Source organism: Aquitalea pelogenes, from assembly GCF_041914625.1.
In the GTDB taxonomy this organism is placed as follows: Bacteria; Pseudomonadota; Gammaproteobacteria; order Burkholderiales; family Chromobacteriaceae; genus Aquitalea; species Aquitalea pelogenes.
On the sequence record NZ_JAYSDA010000017.1, the window covers coordinates 1 to 20,331 of the forward strand.

The 20,331-nt window shown below is 60.9% G+C and carries 20 protein-coding genes; 11 read left to right on the forward strand and 9 right to left on the reverse strand.

Features of this window, described 5'->3' with window-relative positions; all coding sequences use genetic code 11:
- Window positions 1-206: 206 nt before the first annotated feature.
- From ACE3SE_RS13705 to hda, 6 genes are all read right to left on the reverse strand, one after another.
- A complete protein-coding gene (locus ACE3SE_RS13705; RefSeq protein ID WP_374556169.1) occupies window positions 207-641 on the reverse strand; it encodes a hypothetical protein in 435 nt (144 codons plus the stop codon).
- Window positions 638-1,579 carry a Nudix family hydrolase gene (locus tag ACE3SE_RS13710; protein ID WP_374556061.1) on the reverse strand — a complete coding sequence of 314 codons (942 nt, stop codon included), beginning with the start codon at window positions 1,577-1,579 and terminating at the stop codon, window positions 638-640. Before ACE3SE_RS13710 ends, ACE3SE_RS13705 begins: the two co-directional genes overlap by 4 nt.
- 17 nt (window positions 1,580-1,596) lie before the next feature.
- Window positions 1,597-2,478, reverse strand: a complete 882-nt coding sequence (locus ACE3SE_RS13715; protein WP_374556063.1) for a DMT family transporter — start codon at window positions 2,476-2,478, stop codon at window positions 1,597-1,599.
- Window positions 2,475-3,353: an ATP-binding protein gene (locus ACE3SE_RS13720; protein WP_374556065.1), complete on the reverse strand. Its 879-nt coding sequence runs from the start codon at window positions 3,351-3,353 to the stop codon at window positions 2,475-2,477. Before ACE3SE_RS13720 ends, ACE3SE_RS13715 begins: the two co-directional genes overlap by 4 nt.
- Window positions 3,354-3,417: 64 nt before the next feature.
- Window positions 3,418-4,104: an HAD family hydrolase gene (locus tag ACE3SE_RS13725; protein ID WP_045847288.1), complete on the reverse strand. Its 687-nt coding sequence runs from the start codon at window positions 4,102-4,104 to the stop codon at window positions 3,418-3,420.
- Window positions 4,101-4,778 carry a DnaA regulatory inactivator Hda gene (gene hda, locus ACE3SE_RS13730; protein ID WP_045847287.1) on the reverse strand — a complete coding sequence of 226 codons (678 nt, stop codon included), beginning with the start codon at window positions 4,776-4,778 and terminating at the stop codon, window positions 4,101-4,103. Before hda ends, ACE3SE_RS13725 begins: the two co-directional genes overlap by 4 nt.
- Before the next feature lie 304 nt (window positions 4,779-5,082).
- Between hda and purM the strand changes: the two genes are divergently transcribed.
- The 10 genes from purM (at window position 5,083) to ACE3SE_RS13780 (ending at window position 14,956) form a co-directional block, all read left to right on the forward strand.
- Window positions 5,083-6,120 (forward strand): phosphoribosylformylglycinamidine cyclo-ligase, encoded by a 1,038-nt coding sequence (gene purM / locus ACE3SE_RS13735; protein ID WP_062788176.1) that lies wholly within the window; start codon window positions 5,083-5,085, stop codon window positions 6,118-6,120.
- Window positions 6,121-6,214: 94 nt separating this feature from the next.
- Window positions 6,215-6,844 carry a phosphoribosylglycinamide formyltransferase gene (gene purN / locus ACE3SE_RS13740; protein ID WP_062788179.1) on the forward strand — a complete coding sequence of 210 codons (630 nt, stop codon included), beginning with the start codon at window positions 6,215-6,217 and terminating at the stop codon, window positions 6,842-6,844.
- Between the two features lie 13 nt (window positions 6,845-6,857).
- Window positions 6,858-8,024: a DUF3108 domain-containing protein gene (locus ACE3SE_RS13745; RefSeq protein ID WP_374556068.1), complete on the forward strand. Its 1,167-nt coding sequence runs from the start codon at window positions 6,858-6,860 to the stop codon at window positions 8,022-8,024.
- Between the two features lie 5 nt (window positions 8,025-8,029).
- Window positions 8,030-9,283 carry an RsmB/NOP family class I SAM-dependent RNA methyltransferase gene (locus ACE3SE_RS13750; protein ID WP_197077194.1) on the forward strand — a complete coding sequence of 418 codons (1,254 nt, stop codon included), beginning with the start codon at window positions 8,030-8,032 and terminating at the stop codon, window positions 9,281-9,283.
- 105 nt (window positions 9,284-9,388) lie between these two features.
- Window positions 9,389-10,747 (forward strand): chloride channel protein, encoded by a 1,359-nt coding sequence (locus ACE3SE_RS13755; RefSeq protein WP_199102860.1) that lies wholly within the window; start codon window positions 9,389-9,391, stop codon window positions 10,745-10,747.
- 93 nt (window positions 10,748-10,840) lie between these two features.
- Window positions 10,841-11,152 (forward strand): Grx4 family monothiol glutaredoxin, encoded by a 312-nt coding sequence (grxD, locus tag ACE3SE_RS13760; RefSeq protein WP_045847283.1) that lies wholly within the window; start codon window positions 10,841-10,843, stop codon window positions 11,150-11,152.
- 154 nt (window positions 11,153-11,306) lie between these two features.
- Window positions 11,307-12,152, forward strand: coding sequence for an EAL domain-containing protein (locus tag ACE3SE_RS13765; RefSeq protein WP_374556071.1), 846 nt, complete (start codon window positions 11,307-11,309; stop codon window positions 12,150-12,152).
- Window positions 12,153-12,282: 130 nt separating this feature from the next.
- A complete protein-coding gene (gene upp, locus ACE3SE_RS13770; protein WP_045847282.1) occupies window positions 12,283-12,915 on the forward strand; it encodes a uracil phosphoribosyltransferase in 633 nt (210 codons plus the stop codon).
- A gap of 100 nt (window positions 12,916-13,015) precedes the next feature.
- Window positions 13,016-13,657: a hypothetical protein gene (locus tag ACE3SE_RS13775; protein WP_242673485.1), complete on the forward strand. Its 642-nt coding sequence runs from the start codon at window positions 13,016-13,018 to the stop codon at window positions 13,655-13,657.
- A gap of 54 nt (window positions 13,658-13,711) precedes the next feature.
- The gene (locus ACE3SE_RS13780; protein ID WP_045847280.1) at window positions 13,712-14,956 is read left to right on the forward strand and encodes a uracil-xanthine permease family protein; all 1,245 of its coding nucleotides are present in this window, start codon (window positions 13,712-13,714) and stop codon (window positions 14,954-14,956) included.
- A 284-nt stretch (window positions 14,957-15,240) separates the two neighbouring features.
- Here ACE3SE_RS13780 and ACE3SE_RS13785 read toward each other — a convergent pair whose 3' ends face one another.
- From ACE3SE_RS13785 to ACE3SE_RS13795, 3 genes are all read right to left on the reverse strand, one after another.
- Window positions 15,241-15,759 (reverse strand): GNAT family N-acetyltransferase, encoded by a 519-nt coding sequence (locus ACE3SE_RS13785; protein ID WP_062788194.1) that lies wholly within the window; start codon window positions 15,757-15,759, stop codon window positions 15,241-15,243.
- A complete protein-coding gene (locus ACE3SE_RS13790; RefSeq protein ID WP_131358193.1) occupies window positions 15,756-16,268 on the reverse strand; it encodes a GNAT family N-acetyltransferase in 513 nt (170 codons plus the stop codon). The genes ACE3SE_RS13785 and ACE3SE_RS13790 overlap by 4 nt, the downstream gene beginning before the upstream one ends.
- Window positions 16,269-16,412: 144 nt before the next feature.
- Window positions 16,413-19,241, reverse strand: coding sequence for an FAD-binding and (Fe-S)-binding domain-containing protein (locus tag ACE3SE_RS13795; RefSeq protein WP_374556075.1), 2,829 nt, complete (start codon window positions 19,239-19,241; stop codon window positions 16,413-16,415).
- 209 nt (window positions 19,242-19,450) lie between these two features.
- On the opposite strand from ACE3SE_RS13795, the gene ACE3SE_RS13800 reads away from it, so the two are divergent.
- Window positions 19,451-20,005 (forward strand): hydrolase, encoded by a 555-nt coding sequence (locus tag ACE3SE_RS13800; protein WP_062788198.1) that lies wholly within the window; start codon window positions 19,451-19,453, stop codon window positions 20,003-20,005.
- Window positions 20,006-20,331 lie beyond the last annotated feature (326 nt).

Consider the following 20,331-nt stretch of genomic DNA (forward strand, 5'->3'; position numbering starts at 1 on the left):
CTCAGACATTGCAGGCGCTTAAAACCTCGCCCCGGCCACCCGTCGGCATGCTTGACGGGGCCTGGTGGCTGCGTCGGTGCGGTGGAAATTAGTCGGCATCTGCGGCATCTAGCCTAGTATCACAACCGGAACAGCCTCAGCCCAAACCCACAATTTCTACAAAAAAGGCCCCTTCCGGAGCCTTTGCGTGCTGAACGATACCTGCGCTACTGCGCCTGGAACGGCAGGCTGTAAGCCTTCTCCCCCAGATGCAGGGTGGCAATCCAGTGACGGCTGCCTGTGGCACATACCGGCAGGGTGATGCGGGCTTGCCAGTTGGCGCCATCCGCCACAAAGCGGTAGCGATTGAACCCCATGTCCATGTCTGCCATGGCGAACTCCACGCTGGGTTCGCTGGCAGTCACCCCTTCCAGCCGCATGACAAAAGGCTTGCCGTTTTGCGGAGGCGTGACAAAACGCAGGCTGCCGTCGTCCGGCAGGCTGCACGCCCCCTGTGTGACATTGCAGGCCAGCGACTCCGGCACAGCGGCTTGTTGCTTGTGCTGGAAATACCACCAGATGAGGCCGCCCTTGAGTGCCGCCAGCAATATCAGGGCTACGCCAATCAACAGCAGTTTTTTCTGCTTGAGATTCATCGTCATTGCCATGCCCCCCGCATCAGCGCCACCCCGTGCGCACCATGCTGGCGGGCTCGTGGCAGATCCTGCTGCTGCAAACCACCCAGCGCATACACCGGCAGCGGGATGCCATCTGCCAATACCATCGTAAAGCCTTGCCAGCCCAGTGGCGTGACGCCGGGGTGGCTGGCCGTGGGCTGGACGTGTCCAAGCAAGGCGTAATCCAGGCCGAGCGCTGCCGCCTGTTGCAATTCCTCAGCCGAATGCACCGAAGCGCCCACCCAGTCAAAATCCGGCCGCAGTGCCAGATGTCGCAGACGGGTGCCATTCAGATGCACGCCATCCACCGGCCAGCCGGCCAGCCAGTCCGGCTCGGCATTCACCACCACCTTGCCGCCGCGCGCATGCACGATAGCAGCCACGTCGGAGACAAAGGCCTGCAACTGCTGCCGGTCCATATCCGGTTCACGCACCTGTACCAGCCCGTATGCAGGGCCAGCGGCCAAGGCTTGCAACTGGGCGGCCACGCCAATTTCATGCGCGCAAGTGATGGCATAGACGGCAGGCAGTTGCAGGGATTTGAGGATAGGCCCGTTGGCCGGCAGCATGGGCTCGACACTGATCTGGTCTGGCGCTTGCCAGGCAAACTGCTGTCCCTCTTGCGGTTGCGGCTCGCCCTGCCAGTCCCATACCCGGAAGAAGTGCAAGCGTACCGATGCATGTTCGTAGTGATGCACCCGGGTCAGCCAGGGCGTGGCATGGGTCACCGTGATGGCCATTTCTTCTTGCAGCTCGCGCACCAGCGCCTGCATGGCGCTTTCGCCCGGCTCCACCTTGCCGCCGGGGAATTCCCAGTAACCGGCATAGGGCTTGCCTTCCGGCCGGCTGCCCAGCATGAAGCTGCCATCCGGTCGCATCAGTGCGCCCGCCACCACTTCGATGATTTTCTTGTCGGAATGCATGTTGATTATTGTTTGCCTTAATGTTTCTCGCGGGCCACCACCACGCCGCTGGCGATGATGAGTGCACCGCCCAGCCAGGTGGTGATGCCGGGCATTTCACCAAAAAACAGATAGCCCAGTGCGGCTGCCCATAGCAGGATGCTGTATTCCAGCGGTGCCACCGCCGACAGCTGCACATAGCGCAGTGACAGGGCGTTGACGAAATTGGCCAACCCGCCGCTCAGGCCCAGCAACAGCAGTACCAGCCAGTCGCCCCAGCCGGGCAGCTGCCAGTCGCTGCCGGCAGTCAGCGCACTGACTACCAGCATGATCAGCGTTCCCAGCATGGCAATGGTGGCCGGGCTGTCGGTGGCCGACAACTGGCGCGTCAGCAGCGAGGCCAGGGCATAAGACAAGGCAGAACCCACCGCCAGCAGGCTGTAGACATTGAACTGCAGGCCGGACCAGCCACACACCACCAGCACACCCAGCAAGCCCAGTACCACCGCCAGCCATTGCCGCCGCCCAACGCGCTCGCCCAGCCATACCAGGCTGAGCAAGAGCATGAACACCGGGTTGGACAGGGTGATCACCGTCACCGTGGCCAGGGGCAGATGGCGCAAGGCAATGAAGAAAGTGACGATGGTGACCAGCACCACCATGCCACGCAGCAAATGCCGCCACGGATGGGCTGTGGCCAGCAGCCTGGCCGGTGCGCTGCTGTGACGCAGCCCCAATACCAACAAGATGGGCAGGGCAAACAGCGAGCGGAAGAAGATGATCTCCCCCACCGGATAGCCATGGGTCAGCCATTTGGCGCTGGCATCCATCACCGCCAGCAAAAAGATGGCCAGGCTGTACAGCAGGATGCCGCGCGCCTTGTGCTGCGACGGCATGCTGGCAGCGGCCGTCACGCTCACTTGCCCAGCTCCGCCTTGCGTTCCTTGGCGCTACGCCCGGCCCAGTCATTGGCAAACTGCCAGGCTACCCGGCCGGAACGGCTGGCACGCAGCTGGCTCCATTGCAGGGCGGCGCGTTCGGCTTCGCTGTCCATCGGCAGCTGGAAATGCTCCAGCCAGGTTTTGACCGCAGCGAGGTAAGCGTCCTGATCAAACGGATAAAACGACAACCACAGGCCGAAGCGGTCCGACAGCGACACTTTTTCTTCGATGGCTTCGCCCGGATGGATTTCGCCATCGCTGACCCAGCCTTCGCGGTTTTCGCTGTGTTTTTCCGGCATCAGGTGACGGCGGTTGGAGGTGGCATACACCAGCATGTTTTCCGCCCGGCGGGCCAGGCCGCCATCCAGTGCGGTTTTCAGTGCCTTGTAGGCGTCATCACCATCTTCAAACGACAGGTCGTCACAGAACAGGATGTAACGCTCCTTGCGACCGGCCACCAGTGCCATGATCTGGGCCAGATCGGACAAATGCTCCTTGTCCACCTCGATGATGCGCAGGCCCTTGTCGGCAAACTCCGGCAGCAAGGCTTTTACCAGTGACGATTTGCCGGTGCCACGCGCACCAGTCAGCAGCACATTGTTGGCCGGTTTGCCCTTGACGAACTGGCGGGTGTTGCGCACCAAGAGCTTGAGCTGATTGTCGATATGGGTCAGCCGTGCCAGCGGCAGGGTGTGCGGCTCGTTGACACTCTCCAGCCAGCCGGCCATACCCTGACGCCGCCAGCGGTAGGCCGTTGCACTCCAGTCCGGCTCGGGCCGGGCCGGGGGCAACAGGGGTTCGAGACGGGCCAGCAGGGCTTCGGCGCGGGCCAGGAATGCTTGCAGTTGCTCCATATCATCTCTCCATACAAAAACAGTCTGGCCGTAGCCAGACTGTCTGAACTATTGATGCGCTATTTCAGCCACGCAGGCTGATGATCGGCCAGCCCTGCTCCTTGGCATGCTGGCGCAGGGTGTCGTCCGGGTCGACTGCCACCGGGTTGCTGACGATGGACAACAAGGGCAGGTCGTTGTGCGAATCGCTATAGAAGAAGCTGCGGCCATAGCTGGCCAGCGTCTGGCCACGTTCGGCCAGCCACATTTCCAGCCGGGTGATCTTGCCGGCCTGGAAGCTGGGTACGCCGGTGTGCTTGCCGGTGTAACGACCATCAGCGGTGCGTTCCAGGTCGATGGCAATCAGGTGTTCGTCATCCACGCCCAGTTCGGCCGCGATGGGGCCGGTGATGAAGCGGTTGGTGGCGGTGATGATGAGGATTTCATCGCCCTGCTGGCGATGCAGGTTGAGCAGGTCACGCGCGGCTTGCGGAATGATGGGGCGGATATGCTCATCCATATAAGCCGCATGCAGTGCCGCCAGTTCCTGATTGTCGTAGCGGGTGAGCGGTTCCAGCGCAAATTCCAGGTATTCGCCGATATTCAGCGTGCCGGCCTTGTACTGTTCGTAGAAATGGTTGTTGCGGTGGTCGTAGTAAGCCTGATCCACAATGCCGCGCTTGATCAGGAAGCGCGGCCATTCGAAATCGGAGTCGCCGATCAGCAGGGTGTTGTCCAGGTCAAACAGGGCCAGATTGCGTGCTTGGGTCATGTGTCGGAAGAACTCGCGGTTTGCAAAACGTTTTTCACCAGCGGCACGGTGATGGGCCGGCGCAGCGCCAGCGAATAGCGGTCCAGCATGTCCAGCATGCCGATCAGGCTGGACAGGTCGCGCCGCCAGTGGGTAAGCAGGTAACGGAATACATCGTCGGCAATCGCCAGCTGGCGGTTGGCGGCATGGGTGCGCAGGGCGGCCAGCTTGTCGTCGTCAGACAGGGCCTTTACTTCCAGCACCAGTCCCCAGCCCAGGCGGGTACGCAGGTCGTCGCGCACGGCGGCGGCCATCGGCGGCTTGCGCCCGGCCATCAGCAGGCGGCCTTCGCCGCTCTCCTTCAGGGAGTTATAAAAGGAGAACAGGGTGATCTGGTCGTCCGGTGCCAGGTCGTCGACATGGTCTACGGCGATGAAGCTGGCTTCACGGGCGAAATCCGGCAAATGCTCTTTCTGGCCATCCAGATAAATGGAAGCACGCCCCAGCCGCTCGGCATGGGCAATCCAGGCTTGCAACAGATGCGTCTTGCCGCTGCCGGGTTCACCCCACAGATAGATGAAACGCTCGCCATCCTCCGCCGTGAGGGCGGTAATCACCTCGCGGTTGCGCTGGGCCAGGAAATTGTCGAAAGCCGGCAGCGGCGTGGGGGTCAGGTCTAGTACTAGCTGGTCCAAGAGTAAGGTCGTGTGGGCCGATTGAAGTCAGGCTGCAATTTTACGCTGAGATGCCTGCTTGGCGAAACCGCTGCATGGCATTTGTTTAGTGCTTGTTGTTGTATAAAATCGCCAGTCTGCATGCTCCCGCCGCGCCTGCGCACCCAGCCAACTGCCACTCCCCCAGCCTGCCCGGCACACATCCGGACAACACATTGCAAACTTAGCGCAGCTTTCCCGAGGAAATTCAGTTAAAATACAGTGCTTTCGCATCAGCGAAAGCTTGACGTGAAAATACTTCAAGTTAGCAGAAAGCGAGTTTACCTTGAGCACCCAGTCCCTCAGTTACCGTGATGCAGGCGTGGATATCGACGCCGGCGACGCGCTCGTCGAAAACATCAAGCCCTATGCCAAGCGCACCATGCGCCCGGAAGTTCTCGGCGGTATCGGCGGTTTCGGCGCACTGGTGGAAATTTCCAAAAAGTACAAAGAGCCCGTCCTGGTTTCCGGCACCGATGGCGTGGGCACCAAGCTGAAACTCGCCTTTGACTGGAACCGCCACGACACCGTCGGCATCGATCTGGTCGCCATGAGCGTGAACGACATCCTGGTACAGGGCGCCGAGCCGCTGTTCTTCCTTGATTACTTCGCCTGCGGCAAGCTGGACGTACCGCAAGCCACCGACGTGATCAAGGGCATTGCCGCCGGTTGCGAACAAGCCGGTTGTGCACTGATCGGCGGCGAAACGGCTGAAATGCCGGGCATGTACCCGGTGGGCGAATACGATCTGGCCGGCTTTGCTGTCGGCGTGGTGGAAAAAAGCCAGGTGATCACCGGCCGTACCATCGTACCGGGCGATGTTGTCCTGGGCCTGGGTTCCAACGGTGTGCATTCCAACGGCTACAGCCTGGTTCGCAAGATCATCGACCGCGCCCAGCCGGATCTGGACGCCGCCTTTGATGGCGACAAGAGCCTGCGCGACGCCGTGATTGCGCCGACCCGCATCTACGTGAAACCGCTGCTCAAGCTGATGCAGACCCTGCCGGTAAAAGGCATGGCCCACATCACCGGCGGCGGCATCACCGAAAACACGCCGCGCGTACTGCCGGACAATGTTGTCGCCCAACTGGATGCAAACAGCTGGGAGCTGCCCAAGCTGTTCCAGTGGCTGCAAAAAGAAGGCAATGTGGACAGCCAGGAAATGTACCGCACCTTCAACTGTGGCATCGGCATGGTAGTGATTGTGGCCGAAGAGCACGTGGCTGCTGCCACTGCCCTGCTGCAGCAGGAAGGCGAAACCGTACATCGCCTGGGCACTGTGCGCGCCCGCAATGGTGACGAACACCAGACCCAGATTTCCTGAGTCCGGCAGTGACACCGAACGGCGCCGCTAGCACTGCTGGCGGCGCTTGTTTTTTTACCGGCAGGCATTGTGGCTGCCGCAGACATGTTGACCCATGAAGAATATCGTCATCCTGATTTCCGGCCGTGGCTCCAATATGCAGGCCATTGTCGACGCCAATATCGCCGGCGCATGCATTGCGGCGGTGATATCCAATCGCCCTGATGCCGCTGGTCTCGCCTGGGCCGCCGAGCGTGGCATTGCCACGGCCGTGGTGGACCACAAGGCCTATGCCAGCCGCGAGGACTTCGATGCCGCACTGGCCCAGGTCATTGATGGCTTCCAGCCGCAGCTGGTGGTGCTGGCCGGTTTCATGCGCATTCTGACCGCCGGCTTCACCCGTCGTTACGAAGGCCGCATGCTCAACATCCACCCCTCGCTGCTGCCCGCCTTCCCCGGCCTGCATACCCACGCGCGGGCGCTGGAAATGGGCTGCAAGGTGGCAGGTTGTACCGTGCACTTTGTCACGGCCGAACTGGATCACGGCCCCATCGTGTCGCAAGGCGTGGTCAGCCTGCTGCCGGGCGACACCCCGGACAGCGTGGCCGCGCGGGTATTGCAGCTGGAACACCAGCTCTACCCCGATGCCGTACGACGTTTTGTCGCCGATGAACTGAACATTATTGATGGCCGCGTGGCCTCGCCAGACCAGCCTCCCGGCAGCCTGATGGCCCCGGCGCCGTAATTCCGGCATCAGCATGAAGACACCGCTGCGGGTCTTTGCCCTTGCCTTGCTGCTCTCGGTACTGGTGCATCTGACCATGCTGGGCTCGGGCCTGTTGCCCGATGCCGTCATCGAACTGCCGCCCGATCAGGCGCTGCGCAAGATTGACGTCAAGATGCAGGCTCTGGCGCTGGACACACCGGCGCCACCCGCAGTACCCACTGCCCGGTTGCTGCCTGTCGGCCCGGCGGTCGACTCCGCCCCGCACCAGCCGTCAGCCAGAAAGCACAAGCGCAAACGCGATGCCTCAGGTGCGCAGGCCAGAGCAGACACCGTAGCGGACAAAGCGGCGGAGCATCCAGCCGACCTGGCCGATGCCAGCCAGCCGGCCACAGAAAGCAGCAAGCGTGCCGAGGCCAGCATGCCGGAGGCAGAACCGCCGGCATCAAAGCCGGAAAAACACGCCAAGGCAGCAGAAGCCAGTGCGCCGGCAACCAGCAACAACGACAGGCCGGCCGGTTATCTGACCCCGGCCAGCGCACTGCACCGCTTCCCGGCGCGGGCCAAACTTGGCTACCAGACCTTCTATAATGGTGCGATGGTGGGCAGCGGCGGTCTGGATTGGCAACAGGATGGCCACCGCTACACGCTGGAAATCCGCTTCAATCCGCTGGTGGGCGGAAATCGGCGCTACCTTTCGCAAGGGCAGCTGGGCAAACAAGGCCTGCAACCGGATAGCCTGCAAGCCTGGGTAGGTCAGGATGCCAAGGAGTCCGCCCGCTTTGACTGGTCTGCCGGCATGCTGCATTTTGGCGACCAGGGCGACAAGGAAGTCGCCTTGCGCAGCGGGGCGCAAGATGTATTCAGCCTGGCTTTCCAGCTGGGCCTGAAGGGCGGCCAGCTTGGCACTGCCCCGCTACAGATCACCACCGGGAAAAAGGTCTACGAATATCCGATGACCCCCAGTGGCGAAACCGATTACGACACCGGCTCCGGCAAGATCCGGGTGATTGTGTTCCGCGCCAAGGGCGAGGACGACATCACCGAATTCTGGCTGGCTCCGGATTTCTCCAACCTGCCGGTGCGCATTTCGCGCATCGACAAAAGCAAGCGGGTGGAACTGCGCGCCGTGCTGATCAATGTTGACGGCACCGAGCAATGGCGCCTGCCCGCTCGCCCCATGACCCGGAATAACCGTTAATGAATATCAGCCATAGCCAACTGAAACATATCGAAACCGTCATCGGCCAGATGACCCGCTTCGACCGCCCGGCCGATGCCGTGCTGTCCGCCTACTTCCGCGAAAACGTGAAGCTGGGTTCCAACGACCGTCACCTGATTGCCGAAACTGCTTTTGGCTGCCTGCGCCGCCTGATCCAGTTCCGCGCCCTCATCGCCCCGGAAAAAGCCACGCCGCGCCGCCTGGCCATGGTGGCGCTGATGCGTCTGCAAAAGCTCAATATCAAGGAAATGGCTGATTGCACCAGTGCTGGTGAACGCGAATGGCTCGGTGGCGTCAAGGGCAAGACGCTGGAAGACAGCCTGTCCGTGGCGGCCGAACTGCCGGAATGGGTGATCGAGCGTCTGGCAGAAAAAGACCCGAAAGACGTGCTGGCACTGGGCCTGGGCCTGATGGAACCCGCCCCGCTAGACCTGCGCGTCAACACCCTGAAAATGAAGCGTGATGAAGTCATCGACCGTCTGCGCGCCGACGGCATGCCCTGCGAACCCACTCCGTACTCCCCGCTCGGCATCCGCCTGCAAGGCAAGCCCTCGCTGAGCAAGTACGAGCTGTTCAAGTCTGGTGCCATCGAAGTGCAGGATGAAGGCAGCCAGCTCTTGGGCCTGATTACCGGCGCACGCCGTGGTGAAATGGTGGTGGACTTCTGTGCCGGTGCCGGTGGCAAGACCCTGCTGCTGGGCGCACAAATGGCTTCCAGCGGCCGCCTGTACGCATTTGACGTGTCGGAAAAGCGCTTGGCCAACCTCAAGCCGCGTCTGGCCCGCTCCGGCCTGTCCAATGTGCATCCGCAACTGCTGGCACATGAAAACGACAGCAAGGTGAAGCGTCTGGCCGGCAAGGCGGATCGCGTGCTGGTGGATGCCCCCTGCTCCGGCCTTGGCACCCTGCGCCGTAACCCGGACCTGAAATTCCGCCAGAGCCCGGAAAGCGTGGCCGAGCTGAACGCCAAGCAAACCGCCATCCTGGCGTCGGCAGCCCGTCTGGTCAAAGTGGGCGGCCGTCTGGTGTATGCCACCTGCAGCCTGCTGCCGCAGGAAAACCGCGACATCGTGGAAGCCTTCCTGGCTGCACATCCGGACTTCAGCCTGCTGCCGATGGATGCCGCGCTGGCCGAACAGAAAATTCCGCTGCAAATCGGTGATTATCTGGAACTGAAACCGCATTTGCATAATTCTGACGGTTTCTTTGCCGCGGTTCTGGTCAGGAAAGCAGATTGACCTTATCATTAGAGTATTAGCAGAATCGAAAATACTGTTCAATCCAGAATGATTTGCGTTTCGGCTCTGCTACTCTCTTGATAAACCGATGGAGTTCCCACCCCCATGTCCGACTCCAGAGTCGCCCGGCGCCTGGGCCAGCACGGCCTGCGCGCCAGCCGCCGCCTGAGATACCTGTATTTGTCCGTGGGATTGTGGCGGCGTCGGGCTCCCATCTGGATTGCTGCCATCCTCATCGGCCTGGTGGCCGCCGTGTTTGCCAATGGCAGCCATCTGTCGCACGAGCTGTTCTACCAGATCTACGATCAATCGCCGTTTTGGGCGCTGTTGATCACCCCCGCCGGGCTGGGTTTGTCCGTCTGGCTGCTGCGCACCTTCTTTGAAGGTGCCGGTGGTGGCGGCATTCCGCAAACCATCATTGCCATGCAGCCTGGCATGCATGCGCTGCGCGCACGCATCCTGACCATGCGGGCTGCCGTGGGCAAGATGGTGCTGACGCTGATCGGCGTGGGCTGTGGCTCCACCATGGGCTATGAAGGCCCCATCGTGCAGGTGGGTGCTGCTATCAAGTATTCCCTCAACCGCGAAGCCGCCTTGCGCCATGAAGGCGTGGCACGCAGTTTCATTCTGGCCGGTGCCGCCGCCGGGGTAGCCGCCGCGTTCAACACCCCGCTGGCCGGCATCGTGTTTGCCATCGAGGAAATGGGCCGCACCTTCGACCAGCGTGCCAGTTCCACCATCCTGCTGTCGGTGATTCTGGCCGGTATCACCGCCATTGCCGTACTGGGCGATTACAACTACTTCGGCGTGGTATCCGTCGCGCTGGAGTTGCGCTCGGGCTGGATGGCCATTCCGGTATGCGGCATCGTCGGCGGCATCATCGGCGGGCTGACTTCACGTGCCATTCTGGCACTGGCCAACCGCCTGCCCGGCCCCTTGCATGACTGGCGCAGCCATTACCCCATCCTGTTTGCCATTGCCTGTGGCTTGCTGCTGGCCGTCATCGGCATTGGCAGTGATGGCATTACCTTTGGCACCGGCTATTTCCGTGCCAAGGAAATCATTGAAGGTGGCGGCAGCAGCATGCAGGAATACGGCATTCTCAAGCTGCTGTCGCTGATCATCACCTATATCAGCGGCGCACCCGGCGGCATGTTTGCCCCCTCCCTCGCCGTAGGGGCGGGCTTTGGCCTGAACATGTCATTGTTGCTGCCGTTTTTGCCCCAGGCCGCCATGGTGCTGCTGGGCATGGTGGCGTTTTTCTCCGGCATGACGCGCGCACCGATGACCGGCTTTGTCATCGTGATGGAAATGACTTCATCTTCGTCCAGCATGATCATCCCGCTGATGGCGACTGCGCTGGTGGCGGCCAATGTGTCGCGCTTCATGAACCGGCATGCCTTGTATGACGGCCAGGCCGAGATATTCCTGCGCCAGCTGCGCGCACGCCATCAGGCAAATTGACCGGGACGGCCCGCTTACGTACAATAACCCATTGATTCAGTCAAGTATTCAGGGTCAGCCCGGCGCCGGCCCTTTCACAGCAAGGAATTCCCCATGGATACCCAGGAAATCATCAAGCAGACCGTTACCGAAAATCCGGTTGTGTTGTTCATGAAAGGTTCGGCCCAGTTCCCGCAGTGCGGCTTTTCCTCGCGCGCAGTGCAAATCCTGAAAGCCTGTGGCGTCGAAACCATCAAGACCGTCGACGTGCTGCAAGACCCGGAAATCCGCCAGGGCATCAAGGAATTCTCCAACTGGCCGACCATTCCACAGCTGTACGTGAAGGGTGAATTCATTGGCGGTTCGGACATCATGTACGAGATGTACCAGTCCGGCGAACTGCAACAGGTGCTGGAAGGCCTGTAAGCCACGCATTGCAGTCATCCTGAAAACCCGGCCGTGCCGGGTTTTTTTGCGGCATTTTGAAGATGAACATATCCACCCGGAATTCCCTGTCTTACAATTCAGCCATGACAGACAGGCAAGGCAGCGCCCTTTTCGTAGCGGATACCTGACAGACATGACCTCCTCCCAAGCTGACGGCTTCTATGCCGCTCCGGACCAAAGCGCCAGCCCGTTGACTGCCAACGGTGGCACGGCCATGCCGATTGATGAAATCTGGAAAGCGCTGGTCAACGACCAGCTGGTGCCATATTTCCAGCCGATTGTGAACATCCAGACCCGCCGCGTGATCGGTGCCGAGGCGCTGGCGCGCTGGCGTCACCCGGCGCTGGGCGTGCTGTCCCCCATCACCTTTGTGCCGGTGATGGAAGAGCGCGGCATGATTCGCGAGCTGACCGAACTGATTCTGGAAAAGTCCCTGTATGCCTGCCGCGACTGGCTGGATCAGGGCTTCGACCTGAATGTATCGATCAACCTGTCGGCCCAGTTGCTGGCCGACCCGCAACTGACCGCCCACCTTACCCAGAAAACACGTCTGGCCGGCTTGACCCCAGCCAACCTGACGCTGGAGTTTTCCGAGAGCACCTTGCGCCAGCACTGGACGGTAGCCGACACCCAGCTGGCAACACTGCGCCAGGCCGGTTTTGGCGTGATGGTGGACGAGTTCGGCATTGGCGTGGGGCTGACCGACAAACTCAAGTCCAGTCACTTCAGCGGCCTGAAAACCGACCGGGCCTTTGTCCACGGCGCAGGGGATAACCAGCACTTGCGTGCCATCCTGCAAGAAGCCCTGGAGCTGGGACAACGTGAAGGCCTGCAGACCATTGGCATGGGCGTGGAAGACGCCGGAGACCTCTCCGTCCTGACGGAACTAGGGTGCACTGCGGTGCAGGGTTATATCTGCTCGGCGCCATTGCCTGCATCAGGGTTAATCCCGTGGATTTCCAGCTGGGAAAAGCGGTAGAATATCGCCCCATACCTCATTCAAAGACCGGCCGCGGCAACAAGGCCGGTTTCGCATATCTGAAACAAGCTGCCATTGCGGTTCACAAGACCGGCATAGGCAGCTTTTTCGCAGGGTTGGGACCAAAAAAATGAATATCCACGTAGTCAACCATCCGCTGGTGCAACATAAACTGGGTCTGCTGCGCGAAGGCGACATCAGCACCATGAAATTCCGCCAGCTCACCCAGGAACTGGCTCGCCTGCTGGCCTATGAAGCCACGCGCGACTTCGAACTGGAAGCCACCACCATCGACGGCTGGTGCGGCAAGATCGACGTACAGCAAATCAAGGGCAAGAAAGTCACTGTCGTTCCCATCCTGCGCGCCGGCATCGGCATGCTGGACGGCGTGCTTGATCTGGTGCCTTCCGCCAAGATCAGCGTGGTGGGCCTGGCCCGCAACGAAGAAACGCTGGAGCCTGTGTCCTACTTCGAGAAATTCGTCGACAGCCTGGACGAGCGCATCGCCATCATCATCGACCCGATGCTGGCAACCGGCGGCTCCATGGTAGCCACCATCGAACTGCTCAAGCGCAAAGGCTGCAAGCAGATCAAGGCGGTGGTGATGGTCGCAGCACCGGAAGGCGTGAAGGTGGTCAACGATGCCCATCCGGACGTGCAACTGTACGCGGCATCGCTGGACAGCCATCTGAATGAAAACGGCTACATCATCCCGGGTCTGGGTGATGCCGGTGACAAGATTTTCGGCACCAAGCACATCTGAGTCCTGCCCATGCCCGCAACACGCCGCTCATCTTCAGCCGAAGTAGCGGCGTTTTTTGCAGGCCTTGCAACCCCAGCTCCATGCACAAGGAAGACCTACGGTGTTGAGTCCGCATCAGGCGATTGATCAGGATTTTTTGCTGCGCTTTCCCGATGGTTTGCAGGACGCGGCATGGCAGGCACTGGCCAGAAAGCACCGCAGCGTGGACAGCGTCATCACGCTGTGCAGCCAGGGACTGGCCGCCACAACCATGCAGCAGGCGCTAAACGACGGCAATCTTGCCGCCATCAGCGAAACCTGTCGCCAGATCATCGGCCGCAGCACCACGGTAAGCACCTTCGAGAAGATGGCCTTTCGCAATTACCTGGGCTTTCGCGATGTGCACCTGCCGTTTGCCCAGGCCTTGTATCGCCTGCTGCACCAGTTTGGCCCGGACAGCTTTGCCGACTTTGTCGAGGTACTGCAGTTGTGCCGCAACGACGGTAATGCCAATCCGGCCAAGTGGCCGGTGGTGACCTGCTTTCTGGCTTACAGCCAGCCGGATGTGCATGTGTGCATCAAGCCCACCACCATCAAGAAAGTGGCGGCGCGGCTGGGCGTGGACATTGCCTATCGCCCGCTACCGAACTTTGATACCTACTCACGGGTACAGGCCATGGTGCGGGACTTCAGGCAACACAGCGAGCTGGCGCGGGAGCAGAACAACATCATTGCCCAGGCCATCATGTATTGCACGGTCTGAGTCAGCGTCAGACCAAGCCCATTTCAATTTCAACAAAAACAGGGAAATCCCATTATGTTCCAACACGTGAAGGTGGCCATCTCCGGCGCCCAGATCCTGTTCGTCGCTTTTGGCGCACTGGTTCTGGTTCCGCTGCTGACTGGCCTCAACCCGGCCATGGCCTTGCTTGGTGCCGGTATCGGCACCTTGCTGTTCCAGCTGTGCACCGGTCGTCAGGTACCCATTTTCCTGGGCAGCTCCTTTGCCTTTATCGGCCCCATCATCTACTCCATGCATACCTGGGGCCAGGGTGCCACCATGTTCGGCCTGTTTGCCGCCGGTTTCATGTACTTCGTGTTTGCCGCCATCGTGCGCTGGCGCGGCATGGCCATGGTCAACAAGCTGCTGCCGCCGGTGGTGATCGGCCCGGTGATCATGATCATCGGTCTGTCGGTAGCCACCGCAGCTTCCGGCATGGCCATGGGCCAGGCTGGCGGCAAGCAGATCATGCCGTATGAAACCTCCATGCTGCTGGCTGCCATTTCGCTGGCCACCACCATCATCGTTTCCATTTACGCGCGTGGCATGTTCAAGCTGGTGCCGATTCTGGCTGGCGTCACCGTGGGCTATATCGCTGCTGCCTTCATGGGCGTGGTGGATTTTGCCAAGCTGGCCAATGCACCGTGGTTTGCCGCACCGGTATTCCACAGCCCCGAGGTCAACTGGTCTGCCGCGCTGTTCATGCTGCCGGTGGCCATTGCCCCGTCCATCGAACACATCGGTGGCGTGATGGCCATTGGCGGCGTGACCGGCAAGGACTTCACCAAGACACCGGGCCTGCATCGCACCCTGATGGGTGATGGCCTGGGCGTGTGTGTGGCTGGCCTGATCGGCGGCCCGCCGGTGACTACCTATGCCGAAGTGACCGGCGCTGTGATGATCACCCGCAACTTCAACCCGGTGACCATGACCTGGGCTGCCGTGTTTGCCATCTGCATGGCGTTCTTCGGCAAGTTCAATGCCCTGCTGCAATCCATCCCGATGCCGGTAATGGGCGGCATCATGGTGCTGCTGTTCGGCACCATCGCCTCCATCGGCCTGAAGACACTGATTGAAGCCAAGGTGGACCTGATGCAGCCGCGCAATCTGGTCATCATCTCGGTAGTGCTGACTGCCGGTATCGGTGGCCTGACGCTGAAACTGGGCGGGCTGGAACTGGCCGGCGTGGGCCTGTGCTCGATTCTGGCCATGGCACTGAACCTGATTCTGCCCAAATCCTCGGCCAGCCATGACGGCATTGTCGAAGGGCAGGACATCTAAGTACTTGATCAAGGCGATCGGACACGACTGCCTGAGAAAGACAAAAGCGCGGGCTATCCGCGCTTTTTCTTTATATAAATCAGACAGGTCGCAATATTACCGCTTCATGTCCGGATGATGAACGACAGCTTGCCGGGCAGATTGGATAATGTTGACACTCTGTTGAAGTTTCTTCAGGGCTTGCCGTGCATCAGCAAGCCACTGCCGTCAGGGGCAGACAGCAAACTCCTTTGTTGTGTAATTGAAAACGCCATCTGTCGATGGCGTTATTTTTTGTCCGGCATCTAAACCGGTCCATGCAAGGGCATGGGGCGCAGTCTTGCCATTTTCAACACATCTTCATAACGCCCGTTGCGCAAGGCATATGCGCGCAAACAGGCCTCTTCGACAAAACCGTATTTGCGGTACAAGCCCAGCGCAGCGGCATTGTCGGTGAATACCGTCAGTTCCACCCGGTGCAGGCCCAGCCAGTTATCGGCCAGGTCCAGCATGGCCTGCAGCAAGGCAGAACCTACCCCCTGCCCTTGCCATTCGCGCTGCACCGCCATGCCCAGGCTGGCACCATGTGCCAGTCTTGGTGCACATTCCCGCCACAGTGAACCATGGGCAATCACCTGCCCTTCGGCCGTTTCCAGCAACAGCGCATGGTGCAGCGGGTCGCTAGCCGCCAGCCGCTGTTGCCATAGCTGCATGGATGGATAAGGAAGCTGCAGGGTATTGCCGTAACAGAGCGGATCGCTCATCAGGGCGCGCAGTGCCGCGGCATCTGCCGGACCGGGTTTGCGAATGCGAAACTGGCTCATGCCTGACCTCCTGCCGGCCAGTGCAGCCGTGCCATCACCACGCTGTCCACGTAGCGTCCGTCTTGCAGGATGTCCTGCCGCACCACGCCTTCATGCTGGAAGCCAAAGCGCTCGTACAGCGCAATGGCGCGCTGGTTGTCCTGCTGGGCCATCAGTTGCAGCCGGATCAGCCCCAGCCAGTTGTCGGACAGCTCCAGCAGGGCCTGCATCAGTGCACGCCCCACGCCCTTGCCCTGCCATTCATCGCGGACCAGCAGGAACAGGTCGGCCACATGGCGGCAACGCGCCTGCGGCAGGATGGTGAGCCCGGCGCTGGCTATCACTTCGTCGGCAGCATCACAGGCCACCAGCCAGTGACAGGATGGGGACAGCTGCTGCAATTTTTGCTGCCAGTCGGCGGCCGACTGATAGGGCTGCTGTGAAGTATGGCGTACCACGCCGGGGGCGGATTGCAAGCGCGCCATGGCGGCGGCGTCTTCCGGCTCGATGCGGCGGATATGAAAACTCATGCGCGATTGCTCCCTTGCAGCCAGTTACAGACAGTCAATCCGCCATCATGACAAACAGCAGCAGGGTGTTACAAGCCAGCTGATCAAACAAAAGCCCCGTTCCATGATGGAAACGGGGCTGTCGATTGATGACAGGACTGCAGATCAGCGGCTACGGCAGGCCTTGTCCACCAGATACATCAGGCTTTGATAAGGGATGCCGGAGTTGGCAGACAGGCCGATCTCGCAGGTGACGCTATTGGAGAAGCCGCTGCCGCAGTCCTTCACCTGTGCCTTCAGGCCGGTGAGTGCACTGCTGTTGAGTTCCGGATGGCTGAAGCCCTTGTCACCGGCAAAGCCGCAGCAGGTAATGCCCTGCGGCTCGACCACCTTGCTGGCGCAGCGTTTGGCCAGGGCATTGAGCATGGCCGCCTGGCCGGTCTTGCGCATGGAGCACACCACGTGCAACGCCACGCTTTCTGGCTGTGGGGTGAAGACCAGATATTCGGCGGCCACCTCCTGCACGAAACGGGTAACGTCATACACTTGCAGACGCTTGTCCTGCAGCCCTTCCAGCATGCTGGCGGTACACACGCCATTGTCGACAATCACCGGCCAGCGGCCATTGTCACTGGCCTGCAGCAAGGCCGCTTCCAGCTCGGACAGCTTGCTGGCGGCGGCATCCACTGCCCCCTTGGACTTGAACGGCGTGCCACAGCACAGGCCATCCATCTGCTGCGGGTAAAGAATCTGGTAACCGGCCTTGCCGAGCACCGAGGCCACCACCTCGTTCAGCGGGCGCTGGTCCGGCTGCGCCTTGGCCGGGGCAAAAGTGCGTGTCAGGCAGGATGGCAGATACACCACCTTGCGCTCGCCCTGTTTGCCGCCATCCAGCCGCAGCTTGCCGGCAGCACGCGGGAAGTATGGCGTCCAGTACGGAATACGCCGCCCCACCACCCGGCGCAGGCTGCGCATCAGCACGCCGGTGGCGGCATTGCCGGCCACGCTTTGCACGGTTTGCAGCGCACGCAAGCCAAGACGCGCACCCGCCGTGGCGGTATCGTAGTGGCTGGCCAGGGTATTGGCCAGCGCCCAGCCGGTATCGCTCAGATTCTGCTGGCGCAGCTGGCTGGTGAGCGCGCCGGTGTTGATGCCCACCGGACAGGCGGATTCGCACAAGCCACAGGTGGTACAGGTTTCATCCCCGGCAAACTGGTAACTCTCACGCAATGCATCCAGCCGGGACGGATCCTTGCCGCTTTGCTCCAGCGCAGCCATTTCGCGGTTGGCCACAATGCGCTGGCGCGGCGACAGGGTGATGGCGCGGCTGGGGCACATCACTTCGCAGAAGCCGCACTCGATGCACTTGTCGATCAGCGCATTGGCGGTGGGAATCGGCTTCAGGTTGCGGATATGCAGCAGCTTGTCGTGGGTGATGATCACATCCGGATTCAGGATGCCATCCGGGTCGAACAGGGCTTTGAGCTCCTGCATGATGCGATACGCCGCCGGGCCCCATTCCATCTCGACAAACGGTGCCATATTGCGGCCGGTGCCGTGCTCGGCCTTTACCGCACCTTCGTATTCCACCGCCACCAGCTTGCACACGTCCTCGATAAAGGCTTCGTAGCGCTTGATTTCGGCTTCGCCGGAGAAGTTGGGTGTGAACACGAAGTGCAGGTTACCTTCCAGCGCATGGCCGAAGATGATGGCTTCGTCGTAATGGTATTGGCGGAACAAGGCCTGCAGCTTGAGCGTGCCTTCAGCCAGGTGCTCAATGGGGAACACCACGTCTTCGATGATGACGGTGGTTTCCGCAGCACGCATGGCCCCCACACTGGGGAACATGCCCTTGCGGATATTCCACAAGCGAGTGTATTCCTCGGCCACATCGGTAAAGCGGATGCCGGACAGATTGGGAATGGCCGCGATATAACCGCAAATGGCGTCAATCTGTGTGGTCAGCGCCACGGCATCACGGGCACGGGTTTCAATCAGGATGGCCGCAGCCTCGTCGCCCAGCGTTTTCAGTTCGGCCGGCACCCCGGCCTTGTTTTCCACCGAGCGCAGGCTGGCGCGGTCCAGCAGCTCGGCCGAGGACACCACGTCCTTGTGCTGGGCCAGCAACTGGATGGCATCGCAGGCGTCCTTGATGGTGGGGTACAGCACCAACGCCGATGCCTTGCTGGGCAGCTCTTCCACCGTGTGGTAAGTCGCCTCGGACACAAAAGCCAGCGTGCCTTCGCTGCCGACAATCAGGTGCAGCAGCATGTCCAGCGGATCGGCAAAATCCACCAGCGCATTCAGGCTGTAGCCGGTGGTGTTCTTCATCTTGTACTTGCGGCGGATACGCGCTTCCAGCTCGCCATCGGCACGGATACGGCCTGCCAGTGCGCCCAGCCCGGCCAGCAAGCCGGCGTGAGACTGGCGGAAAGCCGCCACGCTGGCGGCATCGCCGGTATCCAGCACCGTACCGTCAGCCAGCACCAGTCGCAGGCTCTTGATGGTCTGGTAGGTGTTTTGCGCCGTACCGCAGCACATGCCACTGGAGTTGTTGCTGACAATGCCGCCTATCATCGCCGAGTTGATGGTGGCCGGGTCCGGACCGATCTTGCGACCAAACGGCAACAGTGCCGCATTGGCGGCCGCGCCGATCACCCCCGGCTGCAGGCGGATGGCACGTCCTTCATCCAGGACTTGCAGGTCTTTCCAGCCATGATTGGCCACCACCAGAATGGAATCGCTCACCGCCTGGCCGGACAGCGAAGTACCTGCCGCACGGAAGGTGACCGGCAATTTCAATGCCGCAGCCTGTGCCAGCACTGCCTGCACTTCGGCCTCGGAGTGTGTCTGGATGACAAGTTTGGGCACCAGCCGGTAACAGGACGCATCCGTCCCGTAGGCCAGGGTGGACAGCGGGTCGCTAAAGACCCGCCTGGGGTCGATCACTTCGACAATGGCTTGGTGAAACAGCCGGTAAGCACCTTGCAGCATGAACTCTCTCCGCGGCGCGGGCAGCTGCTCTGTGTCGGCTTGCCACGCCAGGTTGCGCACGTCACCCGCTTGCAGAACTGCAATGGCAGGTGAACGGTCCCAAGAATGTTGAAGCGGCATAGTGCCACATCTGGCATTTCTGCCCATCAAGGGATTACCCTGTCAGCCGGAAGGCTTACCGATGAAAAAGCACAGAAAGGGGCAGCGACATGTTGATGCAGATTGATCAAGCCACATTGCTGGTAGTGGATATCCAGGACAAGCTGTTACCGGCGGTGGACCAGGCCGACGCCATGCTGGCAGCCAGCCTGTGGCTGGTGGGTGTGGCACATGACACCGGCCTGCCCATTGTGTTTTCCGAACAATATCCACGCGGCCTGGGCCACACCGAAGCCAGCCTGCTGGCACTGGCACCGCAAGCAGCCGTCGTGGAAAAGCTGCATTTTTCCTGCGTCGCCGCCGACTGCCTGCCAGACAGCCTGCTGGCGCGCAAACAGGTGATTGTCTGCGGCATGGAAACGCATGTCTGTGTCTTGCAGACGGTGCTGCAACTGCTGGCACAGGGCAAACAGGTGTTTGTGGTGGCCGATGCCGTGGCCAGCCGCCGCGACAGCGACAAGCAACTGGGCTTGCAACGCATGCAGGCAGCGGGAGCGGTATTGGTCAGTCGGGAAATGGTGTTGTTCGAAATGCTGGGCGTTGCCGGCAGTGAACTGTTCAAGGCCATGAGCCGCAAATATCTGATGGGCGTTCAACCAGGCTGAAGGCGGGTTGGTCGTCTGGCCGAAGAGTGGTCTCTTCGGCCAGACCGGCCGGTGGCGGCTATGCCGCTCTGTTTTCTCCTTTGCAGACTGGCGCAGGACGGTGATTGCAAGGAGGAGGGAGCAATCACCCGTCGCCAGCTACTGCATCACATATAGCAAATAGCGTGCCAGAGATGACAAGCCTTTGATAATATTGAATATGTCAATTTTCAGTACCGGATATCGTAAGCCCGCCTACCGGACAGACAATATGCACGCACCAATTCAGGGCATGAATCGACCAGAATGGCGCAAGCCCCTACCCTCTGGCGGCTGGTGCTCTTGTG